The sequence below is a fragment of the Ferruginibacter sp. HRS2-29 genome (assembly GCF_024343615.1).
Classification (GTDB): domain Bacteria; phylum Bacteroidota; class Bacteroidia; order Chitinophagales; family Chitinophagaceae; genus Ferruginibacter.
The window spans coordinates 102,608-116,050 of sequence record NZ_RJUB01000002.1 but is presented as its reverse complement, the minus strand read 5'-3'; the positions used below and the strand labels follow the sequence as shown (position 1 = coordinate 116,050).

Sequence of the window (13,443 nt, the reverse complement as noted above, 5' to 3'; positions counted from 1 at the left end):
TTCTTTCGATCTCCGCTAAGTTCAGTTCCCCCTTGAGGGAGCGGAGGGGGTTCTATTTGAGATTTTCATAAACTGTCTGCAGTACTTCCTTCGCAATTTCTATCTGCCCGTTCGTAACGCCTACCAATGCTTCATTCAACGTCTGGTTAGCGAGTTCCATGAGCTTATCCTGCAGGTCTTTTGCTTCCTGTGTCAGGTAGATCATGTTGATGCGGCGATCGTCGGTGCTGGGCACCCTTTTCACCAGGTTGATCTTTTCAAGATTATCCACCAGGCGGGTGATGCTCGGTTTGTCCCTGAAAGATGCCTCACATAATTGCTGCTGGCTGATGCCGTCTTCTTTCCACAAATGATATAAGATACTCCATTGCTCGATCGTGATGTCAATCCCGTTCTCCCTGAAATTCTTTTGCAGCCTTCTCGCAATCGCCGTACTGGCCTTCCCGGTGATAAAGCTATAAAGTTCGCCCCGTTTAAATTGGTTGTTTGACATATAGTTGTTTATGCAACCACTAAGATAATCATTCATTTTAAATTTCAAAATTTTATTTTTGCCCGGTAGCAGCGCTTTGGGCCAGGCAAAAATCTTATGGCATATATCGTTTTATTTGTATCACTGGCTTTCCTGTTGATTTATATCTTCCTGATATTATACTATCGTAGTGCCTGGAATTCCATAAGTGATTACGTCATTTCCAAAGAAAAATTTTCAACAAAAGTCACGGTGATCATTCCCGCCCGTAACGAGGAAAAAAATATTGGCCGATGCCTCGAATCCATTACGGCACAGGATTTTCCTGCGGAGCAATTGCAGGTGATCGTGGTGGATGATCATTCAGAAGATGAAACAGCCTCGATTGTGCTAAAATTTGCCCATAAACAGGTAGAATTGATCGATTTAAGCTCATTTACCCACCAAAATATCAATTCTTACAAGAAAAAAGCCATTGAAGTGGCTATAGCAAAAAGTAGTGGTGAGCTTATCATAACTACCGATGCCGATTGCATCGTTCCTCCGTTATGGTTACAAACAATCGTTAGTTTTTTTAACGAGGAAAATGCCAAATTTATCGCCATGCCTGTCACTTTCAGCAGGAGACGGTCTTTGCTGGGGATTTTTCAGTTACTGGACTTCATGGTGCTCCAGGGAATTACCGGTGCCTCGGTGGAGCAGGGTGTGCACAGTATGTGCAACGGGGCCAACCTCGCTTACAGTAAAGAAGCATTTTTTGCGGTAGAGGGCTTCAAAGGAATCGATGGGATCGCCAGCGGCGATGATATGCTGCTCATGCATAAGATCGCCGTTCGTTACCCTGATGATATTCACTTTTTGAAATCCCCGGATGTAGTGGTAGAAACTGCCCCGATGGATACGCTTCGTGATTTTTTCAATCAGCGGATACGATGGGCGAGTAAAGCCGATAAATATGATGACAAAAGAATATTTGCGGTCCTGCTGATCGTCTATCTTTTCAATTTCCTGCTGCTGGCCATTCCGTTTGGATTGGCCTGGTTCAATCCGCGTTTTACTTTTCAGCTTTCGGGTATCACCATTATTTTCTCCCTGGCAGAATGGTGGGTATTGATGCTGGTGGTGAAAACATGGATAGAAATGCGTTTCCTTTTTCCGGTGGCAATGTTTTTTGACCGGGCAAAATTACTGTGGTGGTTTCCGCTGGCGCAGCCGTTTCATATATTATATACAGTGATTGCGGGTTGGCTGGGCAAATTCGGGAGTTACGAATGGAAGCAACGGAAGGTAAAATGAGTTGACAACTCAATGGAGTAGTCAACCGGAATAAATATTACAAACATGAACTTACAAAACGAACACCAACATGCCGTTCTTATCGGCGCCGGCATCATGAGCGCCACTCTGGCCATTTTTCTCAAAGAACTGGAGCCGGGCATCACCATAGATATTTACGAGCGGCTGCCGGCGGTAGCCGCCGAAAGTTCCGATGGCTGGAACAATGCCGGTACCGGTCATTCCGCTTTTTGCGAACTCAATTATACCCCCGAAAAAGAAGATGGCAGCATCGATATCAGCAAAGCATTGAAAATCGCTTCCTCGTTTGAAGTGTCCAAACAATTCTGGAGCAGCCTTGTGCAGCAAAACAAATTATCGGATCCCGCATCTTTCATCCACACTGTACCCCACATGAGTTTTGTTTGGGGAAAAGAAAATACTGCTTACCTTAAAAAGCGCCATGAAACCCTGACAAGATATACGTTGTTCCGGGAAATGAAATATTCCGAAGACAATACCCTGCTGGCGCAATGGATGCCACTGGTGATGCAAGGCCGCGATGCGGCTGAGCAGCATGCTGCCACAAGAATGGAGATCGGTACGGATATCAACTTCGGGGCGCTTACAGAAGCCATGCTCAAATACCTTGATCACCAGGAAGGCGTAAACATCTATACCCGCCACGAAGTAAAAGACCTGGAAAAACAAAAAGACGGCAAATGGAAGGTGACGGTGGAAGATTTTTTAATGGAAGAAAAAAGAAAGCTGTTGGCCGACTTCGTTTTCATCGGCGCTGGCGGCGGCACTTTACCATTGCTTGAAAGATCGGATATCGAAGAAGCCAGGGGATATGGCGGATTCCCTATAAGTGGGCAATGGCTGCGGTGCACCAACGAAGCGGTTATAGCTCAGCATGAAGCAAAAGTGTACGGCAAAGCCAGTGTAGGCGCACCTCCCATGAGTGTACCACACCTGGATACCCGTGTGATTGATGGAAAAAAAGAATTACTTTTTGGGCCATTTGCAGGTTTCTCCACAAAATTTTTGAAGAACGGTTCGTATTTCGACCTGCCTCTGTCGATTGAAATAGATAATATCTTCCCGATGTTATCCGCCGGCTGGCATAATTTACCCCTGACAAAATATCTTGTTCAGCAAGTTACGCAAAGCGATAAGGACAGGCTGGAAGCATTGCAGGAATATTACCCTGAAGCAGATGGAAAAGATTGGGAGCTTGCCATAGCCGGGCAGCGGGTACAGGTGATCAAAAAAGATAAAGATGGAAAAGGCATCCTCGAATTCGGGACCGAACTGGTCAATGCTGCCGATGGTACGTTGGCTGCGCTACTGGGCGCTTCGCCGGGGGCTTCCACAGCCGTTTCTATCATGCTCGATGTATTGAAAAACTGCTTTGCAGAAAATATGCAAAGTGAAAAATGGCAGTCGACACTTAAAAATCTCATCCCGTCTTACGGACAATCATTGATAGAAAACGACGCCTTGGCTGCGGGTCAAAGACAGCGTTCGAAAGAATTGCTGGAACTGTAGATCAGTTATTCACCAATGATAATTCTACCGGAGCCGATGGAACACTCACATCGTATAATGCCAGCCCGGTACTGATATAACATACCAGGATATTATCGTAACAGATGACATCCTCAAAAGTTTTGCCGGTGATCTTGTTTCTCAAAACGGGGGCCGCAGGGTTTTTTACATTGTAAATACTCATACCATTTGTCTTCTGGCAAACGTATAAAATAGAGTCCTGAAGCCCGATGCCATTTGGAGTGGGGATCTTGTTCAGATGAATCTGTACCGGTGTAAGGATGTTTTTGATATTGTACGTGTAAATCCCGTCTTCTGCCGGTCCGCAAGGCTGGTTGCCCATAAGTGATACAAATGCCACGGAATCATTGGCCACCACCGGATCGCAGCTGCGTGTATGTTTTGCCTCTCCCAAAAGCACAGGCGACGAAGGTGTTGTGATCGAATAAATATACATGCCATCGCGGGAGCCGATGAAGAGCTTGTCCTTGTACGGATAGATCGTTTCGACACCAAATCCAAGCGGAACGCTGTTTACGATACTCGTTGTTGCCGGATCGTGAATGTCATATACATGCAGCATGACATTGTCTACCGCATACAGGTAATCGCCTACAATAGTAAACCTGGCAAGCGATCCGCCCTTTCCGGCAGTGTTGCTGTTTCCGGTTGCGGCCGCATCGCCGGCTTTTTCGCAGGAAGTAAAAAACAATGCTGCGCAAACTATCAATAAAATATATTTCATATTAGTTGGTTAAGGCTTGTAACAGGAATTCGAACTGATGCTGTCTCTTCTCCAGTTCACTACCATCGAATCGGGGTAGCTATTGGGGCAATCGAAATATCCGCTTTCTTCCGGAGCCTGCCATGGGTAAGGGTTTTGTTGATCGTAAGCGATAAAGCTGTTTTTTATTCTCTTGATGATCTGCGGCGAAGTATTGTTGCTGAGGTCAATCACTACCAGGTCGGTGTAATTATTGGCATAGAGATAATTCCCTTTTATAGAAAATTCGGTATTGCCGGGCAAACCCCAGAATGCAATGCGGTGAGCGGCCGCGGAATTGCTGTTGTCAATCACATGAATACCCTTCCCTATCTCGTTTTGAAAGATCTTATTGCCGTACACATATATTTTACCGGCCTTTTCTACAGAACGTGGCGTATTTGATACCGTAAGATCGGAATAAGTGGACTCGTGTGCATATACCGGCCGCCAGCCCCATACTTTAGTAGCCACATAATCGCCGGGGCCTGGCTTTTTACCCCAAAAACACGAGCAAAGCTGAAGCAAAATAATCACTGATAAAAAATATCTCATAAGCCGGTTTTTAACATAGATACGTTAACACGCTAAAATGTTGCATCCCGGCATGAAATTTATCAGTTATATAAATTGATAAACATGCTATAATTTGAAATTATGAAACGCCATGATGTTAAATTGGGCCCTCGAGCGGTTTTCCTGCATCTGCGTCATAACGCCGGCGTCTACACGAAAATCTTTGCTGAACACGTAGCCGAGCCCGCCAAATAAGCGGTCGCGGTCGAAGAGCGGCCGGTCTGTGTGCAGGAATATTTCATTATAGGCGGAAAAATAAACCGTGCCTTTTTGCATCACCGGTTTGTTTAGGGCCACATTGGTAGAGAGAAAATAGCGGAAACGAACCCTGAAATCATTTTTCAAAAAACGTTCTTCGATCCTGTAGCGGTGCTGCAGGTTGAAGCGGCCGAATTGCTGGCGGAGGATCAGCTGCTGGTACAGCCGGTGCTCGGTAGTATTGGTAACCACCCCGGCCGAATTGTAATTTCTTCCGCTGATAAAACCATACCCCTGCGCTATGCTTACTGTGGGATTGATGTTATAAATGCCCGCCACCCTCAGCAGGATCTGCTCCCTGTCGTCGATGAAATTGTAGCTGCGGTATTGTGCTTCTGTCCAGATGCTCCACTTATCATTGACCTTACCTGTACCAAAATAAGTAAGCCAGTTACCGAAATCAGATTTTTGCGCCAGCAGGTTCTTTGCCGGAAAAAGAAAGAGGACAATTAAGCTTAAATATATTTTTCGCATCAACTCGTTTTTAAAAATGATGGTTTTACCTGCTGCAAAAGTAACGATCTGCTTTCTTTTCTCTCCCAGGCTTTGCAGTAATTCCCGAATGAATTTGTATTTTACATCATGCGCCAACAACATTTTTCTTTCAGGGCACAAACATGGCAACGTTTAAAAAAAAACAAACTGGCCATGGCCGGCTTGTGTATCATAGTGCTGGCTTTCCTGATGGCTTGTTTCGGTTACTTGTTAGCCCCCGATAATACGGTGTTTGCCGACCTGCAGACCGTAGAAATACAGGCAAAAAAACCGGGGTATACACAACAATTTTTAAAGATCACAGACAATAATAAAACGACCCGTGATGGCTGGTTATCGGCTATGTTCAAAGGAAAACACAGCGGCGACCGCTTTGTGCCGATCACCGGTTACAGCATTGCCGGTGCGGATATCGTCATCGATCGTTATATCGACGAAGACACCACTGTAAAACAATCTTTCAATATCGCCGCAATCACCCATGGTCATCCTGAGGAGATCACACAACATATCATCCGCAAAAAATACTGGCTGGGTACCGATGCTTTCGGCCGCGATATCCTGAGCAGGCTGATCATAGGCACACGGGTGAGCATTGCAGTAGGGTTGATCGCCGTACTCATTTCGCTTACACTCGGCATCTTGCTGGGCGCTTTAGCCGGCTACTACCGGGGATGGGTAGACGAAGCCATCATGTGGCTGGTAAATGTAACCTGGAGTATCCCCACATTGTTGCTGGTTTTTGCCTTCACCATGGCGCTGGGCAAAGGTTTCTGGCAGATATTCATCGCCGTAGGGCTCACACTTTGGGTGAGTGTAGCCCGCCTGGTACGTGGGCAGGTGATGGCGTTGAAGGAGCAGGAATATGTGCAGGCCGCAAGGGCATTGGGTTTCAGCAACGGCCGGATCATCTTACGGCATATTCTTCCGAACATATTAGGCCCGTTGATGGTGATCGCCGCCGGCAATTTTGCTACAGCTATCATTGTAGAAGCAGGCCTCAGCTTTTTAGGCATCGGCGTTCAACCGCCACAACCCAGCTGGGGATTGATGATAAAAGAGAATTATAATTTTGTGATAACACATAACCCGATGCTGGCCCTCATTCCCGGCTTCGCAATCATGTTGCTGGTGCTGGCGTTCAATTTATTGGGCAATGGGCTGAGGGATGCGGTGGACGTAAGGCAGTGAATAGTCAATAGTGAATAGTCAAAACTTCGAAGGTTGTTTAACTCTCAGAAAGGATTTTTATGATGTGTATTAGATATAACAAAAGGCAACGTAAAAAAAATAGTTGCCTTTTATTTTATGTAAATACTATTCTTAAATTTAAACCTCACGTATATAACTTGTACACTTCGAAGGTTTGACCATTCACTATTCACCATTGACTATTCTACAGGTGCTACCGGCACATTCCTGCTAAACCCTTCTTCCAGCGAAATAAACGTTTCCGTACGCTCGATCCCTTTTATCTTTTGCAGCTCATCGTGCAATACATAGCGCAGTTGTGAAATATCCTTGCAGACAATTTCGATGAACATGCTGTAATTACCGGTGATATAATTGAGGCGGATGATCTCCGGGATCTTCATCAGGTCCTGCGCCACGGTATCATACAGGGAGCTTTTTTCGAGATAGATACCTACAAATGCAGTGATATCGTACCCCAGCTGTTTGAGGTCTACATTCAATCTTGTACCTTTGACGATGTTAAACTCCTGTAGCTTTTTGATGCGTACATGAATGGTACCGCCGCTTACAAAGAGTTTTTTACCCAGTTCGGCATAGCTGATCTCTGCATTCTGCATCATGGCTTCGATGATCTGCAGATCGAGTTTGTCAAGATTTAATTTGGCTGCCATTTTTACAAGTTTAATTTGTAAATGTTCAATATTTGATACAAATATTTGAATAATTTCTATACTTTCAAAATTTTTGTTGAATTATTTTTAAATAAACTTCCTTTTCCCTTATTTTTGTGTTATCAAACCAAAGCGATAAAGATCGCATTATACTGTGGGGTGATGAAATTTTTGGCAGACATGCCCCCTTGTCTCGGGGGTGAGGACAACAGGATAAACGAAGTATAGAGCCATACCAACAGCAATGTTGGTATGACCGGGGTCGACCACCGAACTTTGTACTTTAGCTAACTGCCTCGTGGAGGTTCGAACCCTTCCCCTACAGCGCTTTAAAATTGCCCGTTCCGAGAGGAGCGGGTTTTTTGTTTTGAACTACGAAAGCACAAAGACATAAAGCTGCACTTATGAAATCCTGATCGAAACATTCCCGGGTTGAATAGCTCAGAAAAAAACATAAAAATAGCCGGTAAATTTTACCGGCTATTTTATTGTCCCCACTTACTTTACAATCTGTTTATGGATATGTCCTCATGTACATCAACGGTTTTCTTTGTTATCACATCTTCGCTACTCATAACTGTTTTCCAGAAAATGGCGGCAACAAGTCCTCCTGCTACAGGAGCTACAATAAAAAGCCACAGTTGCTTCAACGCTAGTCCGCCAGAAAATATAGCCGGCCCGAGACTACGTGCCGGGTTTACAGAAGTGCCTGTAACAGGTATCAGCACAAGGTGTATCAACACCAGCGAAAAGCCTATCGCCAGACCTGCGAGACTCGGGTTTGCGCGCCTGGCCGTTGTGCCAAATATTACAATCAGAAACAAGAACGTAAATACTGCTTCAGCAACAAACGCCGATGTGGTTGAATATTTACCAAGATACTCTTCGCCCCAGCCATTGGCGCCAAGCGCATATTCATTCATACTGAAACCAGGCTTGCCGGAAAGGACCAGGTACAATACTGCGGATGCTGCTATTGCTCCCAGGCATTGCGATATCACGTAACCAATAGTATCTTTCAGGCTGAGTTGTCCTGCCGCAAGCATTGCGATGGATATCGCCGGGTTGATATGACAGCCGGAAATAGGCCCGATGGTATAGGCCATCACAACTACGCTCAACCCGAATGCAAGTGAAATACCCAATAAGCCAATTCCCGACGGTGCTATACCTTCTGCTGAAGCCCCGGCAATAACGGCGGCGCCACAGCCAAATAATACGAGGCAAAATGTACCAATGAATTCAGCGATGTACTTTGTGGAAGATTTTGTTTCCATGTGTTGGTTGTTTTGGTTAAAAGAAATTATTAGATTAATAATAAGACGTATGTTTCCGGCAAATTGTGTAAATGATAGTAATTATAACTATTTGTTTTTAAAAATCAAATAGCACAAGCAGCCCCGAAAGTTCCAGACAACCGTATAGGTGCAAATTCGTAATCCTTTTCCCGTTTTTACTTTGCAATTCTATTCGTACCAGATCCTTGCCCTTCATTTCTACAAAGAAGGGAGGGGTTGCTGATCGCTGTACAACAGACATTTATCCCATACCCTTAAAAGATGGGAAATCGGATCTCAAAAAAAGAGGTTGTGAGTATTGCCCGAAAAAGAAAAAGTCATGAGAACTTTATTACACTTCCCTTAAATCATGGCCTGCCCTTTGTGATAAACCCATTAAATTTTACCTTCAACATCTAAAGTAATTTCATGAGAACAATCTTTTCGCAAGGCCGAATGGCCACATTGATGCTGGCAGCCATCCTTCCTTTAGCATCGCTGGCGCAAACTTCCAAAGACAGCATCACGCTGCCCGAGCCGTACGCCACTCCATCGGTGCAGGTATTTGTAAAAGCGATCGGCTGGAAAGGTGAACAAAAACCAATTGCGCCCCCGGGGTTTGAAGTGACCAAATTTGCTTCAGGGCTCGAAAACCCCCGCTGGATATACGTGGCGCCCAATGGTGATATTTTTGTAGCAGAAGCCGGCACCAAACGCAAAAAGAAAAAACAGGAGGATGAAAAGGATGCGTTCTTCAAATCGAAAGCGCAAAATTTTGGCAGCGCCAACCGCATCACATTATTCCGGGATAAAGATAAAAACGGCACTTACGAAAGTAAATACTCCTACATCTCGGGGTTGAACCAACCCATCGGAATGCTGGTGCTGAATAATTATTTTTACGTAGCCAACACCGATGAACTGCTCCGTTTTGATTACAAGCCGAAAGATACCGCCATCATTTCCGAAGGCAAAAAATTACTCGATCTGCCGGGCGGTGGATACAACAATCACTGGACGAGGAACATCATTTCCAACCCTGAAAAAACGAAGATCTATATTTCCGTAGGATCGGGCAGCAATGTGGCCGAGTATGGAATGGACAACGAGGTCCGCAGGGCGAATATTTTAGAAATAAACCCGGATGGCAGCGGCGAAAAAGTTTACGCCAGCGGCTTACGTAACCCGGTTGGTATGGACTGGGCTCCCGGCACCAAAACCCTGTGGACTGCAGTAAACGAACGCGACGAACTTGGCGACGACCTGGTGCCCGATTACGCTACCAGCGTGCAGGAAGGCGGCTTTTACGGATGGCCTTATTCTTACTTTGGCCAGCATGTGGATCCGAGGCAAAAAGGCAAAGGCGAAGACCTGGTAAAAAGAGCCATCGTGCCGGATGTGCCTTTGGGCTCTCATACAGCTTCTCTCGGGCTGGCATTTTACCGCGGCAAAGCATTCCCCGAAAAATACCGCAACGGTATGTTCATCGGGCAGCATGGCTCCTGGAACCGCTCGGTGTTATCCGGTTACAAAGTGATGTTCGTACCATTTGCCAATGGCAAACCATCGGGCCCGCCGGAGAATTTCCTGACCGGCTTCATCGCTGATGAAGAAAAAAAGGAAGTATTTGGCAGGCCGGTATGTGTGGCCGAATTGCCAGACGGATCAATATTAGTAACAGATGATGCGGCGAAAACCATCTGGCAGGTAAAAGCGATGTAGGAACGTGCCTGCAGCGCGTTCTGTTTTTGCCACGAATGCACGAATAAAATGCAGGTAATTTTAATTGCATTTTATTCGTGCATTCGTGGCATTTTTCTTTTTTATCTTTGTGTTTTATGGCACAAAAAAAATTACTTCGTTTCGCCCAGATAAGGGAATTTGAAAATGTACTCGAATATCCAAAAGATATGCAGGGTAAATGGTGGGGGCATTTTAAAAATCAGCACCCTATTACCCTGGAACTGGCCTGTGGCCGTGGCGAATATACCGTGGGTCTAGCGGCCATGCATCCCGAAAAAAACCTGATCGGTGTAGATATAAAAGGTAACCGGATGTACATCGGTGCAAAAAAGGCGTTGGATAATAAACTCGATAATGCCGCTTTCCTGCGCACACAGATTGAAATGCTGCCTGAATATTTTGCCGAAGGCGAAGTGGATGAAATATGGATCACTTTCCCCGATCCTCAACTTCGTACTTCCAAAGCTAAAAAAAGACTGACCCACCCGAGGTTTTTACGCCTTTATAACAAAGTATTGAAACAAGGCGGCAGCATACATCTTAAAACAGATTCGCCGGCTTTATTCGAATTCACCAAACGGGTGATAGAAATGTACAAACTTACTTTTATCGATAGTTGCGAGGATGTGTATCATCAGAGCTCAATGCCGGAACTGGCTATCCGCACGCATTATGAAGGCCTTGACATTGCACGCAGCAGCCGGATCTATTACCTGCATTTTGCCTTACCCGCCAGCATTCCCATGCTGGATGATGAGCTGCAGGAAGAGTTGAAACTGACGGAAAACCAGGAACAGCCATCATGAGCAACCTGATTGAAGGAGAAGACTTTTACTATAACAGTGCCGGATACATCGTGCTGACGGAAAAATTTCATCTGAAGAAAGGATTCTGCTGCGGCAACGGATGCCTTCATTGTCCGTACGAATATATCAATGTGGCGGAACCGAAACGCTCACAACTATTAAATAACAAAAGTGATGGCGAAGGCAAAGAAAACCATTCCTGAAAAAGAAAAGCTACCGGTAGCCAAAACAGTCAAAGAATTTACCTTTTTTGATGATGTGTACGAGGTGGTGCGTAAGATCCCGAAGGGAAGGGTAACTTCTTATGGGGCCATTGCAAGTTATGTCGGCACAAGGCTGAGCGCCCGTATGGTAGGCTGGGCGATGAATGCGGCGGGCAACGCCAAGCCTAAAGTGCCTGCCCAGCGGGTGGTAAACCGCAACGGGATGCTGAGCGGAAAACATCATTTCACCGGCACTTCCATGGAAGACCTTTTGAAAAAAGACGGCGTAAAAGTAAAAGACGACACGGTGCAGGATTTTAAAAAAATATTCTGGGACCCGGCAATTGAATTAGCTTTATAGATTCAACACAATTATTATGAGCGAAACCATACAGCAGGGAAAGATATCCTTCATCAACCACGAAAAGAAATATGCCATCATCGAGTATATGAATGCCGGCAAAAAAAAGAACGTGAATGGGAGCATCGATGAAAAGCAGCAACAGAAACTGAAAGAGAAGGGGCTCATCCGGAAGAAACATCATTTCCTCGTAGGTGATGTGGTGAATTTCAAAATAAAACTGAGCGACCGTGGCGACCGTATGATCGCTACCGAAATGGAATACAAATACAATACTGCGCTGGATGTACTGATCGACAAAAGCCGCACCAGCAACAAATTTATAGGTTACCTGAAAATGGTGGACGATAAATACTTTGTGAAAGAGATCGACAGCTACCTGTTTTTTCCGGTACCTTATTCTCCCTGGCAATTGCCGCCGACTGAAAAGGAACTGAACGAGCAGGTAACTTTTGCCCTGGAAAATACAGAGAAGAAAGAAAAGATCACTGCATCACTTTTTAATAATGCTTACATCCCGGAGTTCAATACCGCTGTGAAATTATCGAAGAGCAAAGAGCCGGTAGAAGCCGAAGTGTTCAAGGTTTCCCCGCATGGTGTTTATCTCAATGTGGTGGCAGATAAGATACAGGCCAAGATGAAACCGGAAGAATTGCCGGATGCCAAACCCGGAGATAAAGTGATGGTACGCATCACCTATTTAAGCAAAAGTAAGATCGCGGTGGAAAAGACCTGATCAGAGTTCCGCTGCCTCCGCATCACTGAGGCTGAGCTGAAACGCGACTTTAGCACGTGTTGGCGCCAGCATTCCAAAACAGATCAGCAACACTGCCGCCAATACGAGCAAGGCATAATTTCCACTAAGCAGGAAAATGATGATACACAGCAGTGTAGGGCCTTCCAGCATGGCCCATTGCAAAATGGCAAAGCTTTTAAAGAGATTGAATTTTTGTTGTACCGTACCGCTCATCGCACGGGCTTCCAATATTTTTTTCTTCATCAGGAATGTCCGGCCGAAAAAACCCGCTGCGCTGAAAACGAGTGCGGCCACCTGTAATATTTTTTCCGTTTCCTTATCAATGCCTGGCGGCACCGTATCGCTGTAAGAAAGATAAAAGCAGATGCCTGCAAATGCGATCTGTGTAAAAAACATCACTTTATGCAGCAGGCTCAGTTTCCTGATGGACGAAAGTTGTATTTCTGCCATGAGTTCGGTTTAATAGTAAGGTTGTATCATCAAATATACCACAACACCACTAACAGCCACATAAAACCATATCGGCCAGGTAAAGCGCGCCAGTTTTTTGTGGCGTGTATACTCTCCCGTTAGTGCACGGTAAGCAGTAAAAAGTATGAAAGGCAGGATGATTCCCGCCAGTGGAATATGTGTAAACAACAAGATGTAATAGATCGTTTTTACGCTTCCTACCTGCGCCGCCTCGGCATCGCTCAGTTTTCCATCGTGATCGAGGTCGCCGAAAGGAGTGGGATCGGTAAACAGGTGATGCGCAATATAACATAGCAGGAACAACACCGAAAGTACGATGGCTACCAGCATCAGCTTTTTGTGCAGCACATAATTCTGCTTCCGTACGGCCCAGAGAGCAGCCAGTAGAAAGATGGATACCAACGAATTGATCGTGGCATTGGCAAGTGCAAAAAGATGTGCATCAAAAGGCAGGTTTACATCGAGCTTTATTTTGGATAAAGCAATAACTGCGGTGAAAACGATCACCGAAACGGCGATGATAAAAATATTTGCTTTGCGGTCGTTCTTTTGTAAAACGGGTTGTAACAT

Annotated in this window: 16 protein-coding genes; 8 read left to right on the top strand and 8 right to left on the bottom strand. The window is 45.3% G+C overall.

The features are described from left to right. Window positions 1–52: 52 nt before the first annotated feature. The gene (locus EGI32_RS01415; protein ID WP_255153570.1) at window positions 53–493 is read right to left on the bottom strand and encodes a MarR family winged helix-turn-helix transcriptional regulator; all 441 of its coding nucleotides are present in this window, start codon (window positions 491–493) and stop codon (window positions 53–55) included. A gap of 96 nt (window positions 494–589) precedes the next feature. Here EGI32_RS01415 and EGI32_RS01410 point away from each other — a divergent pair, with 96 nt between their 5' ends. Together EGI32_RS01410 and EGI32_RS01405 are read left to right on the top strand one after the other, a co-directional pair. After that, window positions 590–1,768, top strand: coding sequence for a glycosyltransferase (locus tag EGI32_RS01410; protein WP_255153569.1), 1,179 nt, complete (start codon window positions 590–592; stop codon window positions 1,766–1,768). A gap of 45 nt (window positions 1,769–1,813) precedes the next feature. Then, the gene (locus EGI32_RS01405) at window positions 1,814–3,298 is read left to right on the top strand and encodes a malate:quinone oxidoreductase (RefSeq protein ID WP_255153568.1); all 1,485 of its coding nucleotides are present in this window, start codon (window positions 1,814–1,816) and stop codon (window positions 3,296–3,298) included. 1 nt (window position 3,299) lies between these two features. Here EGI32_RS01405 and EGI32_RS01400 read toward each other — a convergent pair whose 3' ends face one another. The 3 genes from EGI32_RS01400 to EGI32_RS01390 form a co-directional block, all read right to left on the bottom strand. Next, window positions 3,300–4,043 carry an LVIVD repeat-containing protein gene (locus tag EGI32_RS01400; protein ID WP_255153567.1) on the bottom strand — a complete coding sequence of 248 codons (744 nt, stop codon included), beginning with the start codon at window positions 4,041–4,043 and terminating at the stop codon, window positions 3,300–3,302. A gap of 9 nt (window positions 4,044–4,052) precedes the next feature. Continuing rightward, window positions 4,053–4,616, bottom strand: coding sequence for a hypothetical protein (locus tag EGI32_RS01395; protein WP_255153566.1), 564 nt, complete (start codon window positions 4,614–4,616; stop codon window positions 4,053–4,055). 87 nt (window positions 4,617–4,703) lie between these two features. Beyond that, complete coding sequence (locus tag EGI32_RS01390) at window positions 4,704–5,510, bottom strand: DUF2490 domain-containing protein (protein WP_255153565.1); 807 nt, start codon at window positions 5,508–5,510, stop codon at window positions 4,704–4,706. On the opposite strand from EGI32_RS01390, the gene EGI32_RS01385 reads away from it, so the two are divergent. Beyond that, window positions 5,478–6,581, top strand: a complete 1,104-nt coding sequence (locus EGI32_RS01385) for an ABC transporter permease (RefSeq protein ID WP_255153564.1) — start codon at window positions 5,478–5,480, stop codon at window positions 6,579–6,581. The two genes, EGI32_RS01390 and EGI32_RS01385, sit on opposite strands and share 33 nt — an antisense overlap. Window positions 6,582–6,781: 200 nt before the next feature. Here EGI32_RS01385 and EGI32_RS01380 read toward each other — a convergent pair whose 3' ends face one another. Continuing rightward, a complete protein-coding gene (locus EGI32_RS01380) occupies window positions 6,782–7,255 on the bottom strand; it encodes an Lrp/AsnC ligand binding domain-containing protein (RefSeq protein ID WP_255153563.1) in 474 nt (157 codons plus the stop codon). A gap of 503 nt (window positions 7,256–7,758) precedes the next feature. Beyond that, entirely contained in the window at window positions 7,759–8,532 is a 774-nt protein-coding gene (gene aqpZ / locus EGI32_RS01375; protein ID WP_255153562.1) for an aquaporin Z, read from the bottom strand. A 429-nt stretch (window positions 8,533–8,961) separates the two neighbouring features. Between aqpZ and EGI32_RS01370 the strand changes: the two genes are divergently transcribed. The 5 genes from EGI32_RS01370 to EGI32_RS01350 all read left to right on the top strand — a co-directional run bounded on the left by EGI32_RS01370 (window position 8,962) and on the right by EGI32_RS01350 (window position 12,381). Next, complete coding sequence (locus tag EGI32_RS01370) at window positions 8,962–10,254, top strand: sorbosone dehydrogenase family protein (RefSeq protein WP_255153561.1); 1,293 nt, start codon at window positions 8,962–8,964, stop codon at window positions 10,252–10,254. Window positions 10,255–10,370: 116 nt separating this feature from the next. Further along, window positions 10,371–11,081, top strand: coding sequence for a tRNA (guanosine(46)-N7)-methyltransferase TrmB (gene trmB / locus EGI32_RS01365; RefSeq protein WP_255153560.1), 711 nt, complete (start codon window positions 10,371–10,373; stop codon window positions 11,079–11,081). Beyond that, on the top strand, window positions 11,078–11,284 hold the full coding sequence (locus EGI32_RS01360; protein WP_255153559.1) for a DUF5522 domain-containing protein: 207 nt from the start codon (window positions 11,078–11,080) through the stop codon (window positions 11,282–11,284). Before trmB ends, EGI32_RS01360 begins: the two co-directional genes overlap by 4 nt. Then, window positions 11,256–11,645 carry an MGMT family protein gene (locus EGI32_RS01355; RefSeq protein ID WP_255153558.1) on the top strand — a complete coding sequence of 130 codons (390 nt, stop codon included), beginning with the start codon at window positions 11,256–11,258 and terminating at the stop codon, window positions 11,643–11,645. The genes EGI32_RS01360 and EGI32_RS01355 overlap by 29 nt, the downstream gene beginning before the upstream one ends. 16 nt (window positions 11,646–11,661) lie before the next feature. Beyond that, entirely contained in the window at window positions 11,662–12,381 is a 720-nt protein-coding gene (locus EGI32_RS01350) for a hypothetical protein (protein WP_255153557.1), read from the top strand. Here the strand turns inward: EGI32_RS01350 and EGI32_RS01345 are convergent, their stop codons facing one another. Together EGI32_RS01345 and EGI32_RS01340 are read right to left on the bottom strand one after the other, a co-directional pair. Further along, window positions 12,382–12,852, bottom strand: coding sequence for a hypothetical protein (locus EGI32_RS01345; RefSeq protein WP_255153556.1), 471 nt, complete (start codon window positions 12,850–12,852; stop codon window positions 12,382–12,384). Window positions 12,853–12,861: 9 nt separating this feature from the next. Further along, window positions 12,862–13,443, bottom strand: coding sequence for a DUF420 domain-containing protein (locus tag EGI32_RS01340; RefSeq protein WP_255153555.1), 582 nt, complete (start codon window positions 13,441–13,443; stop codon window positions 12,862–12,864).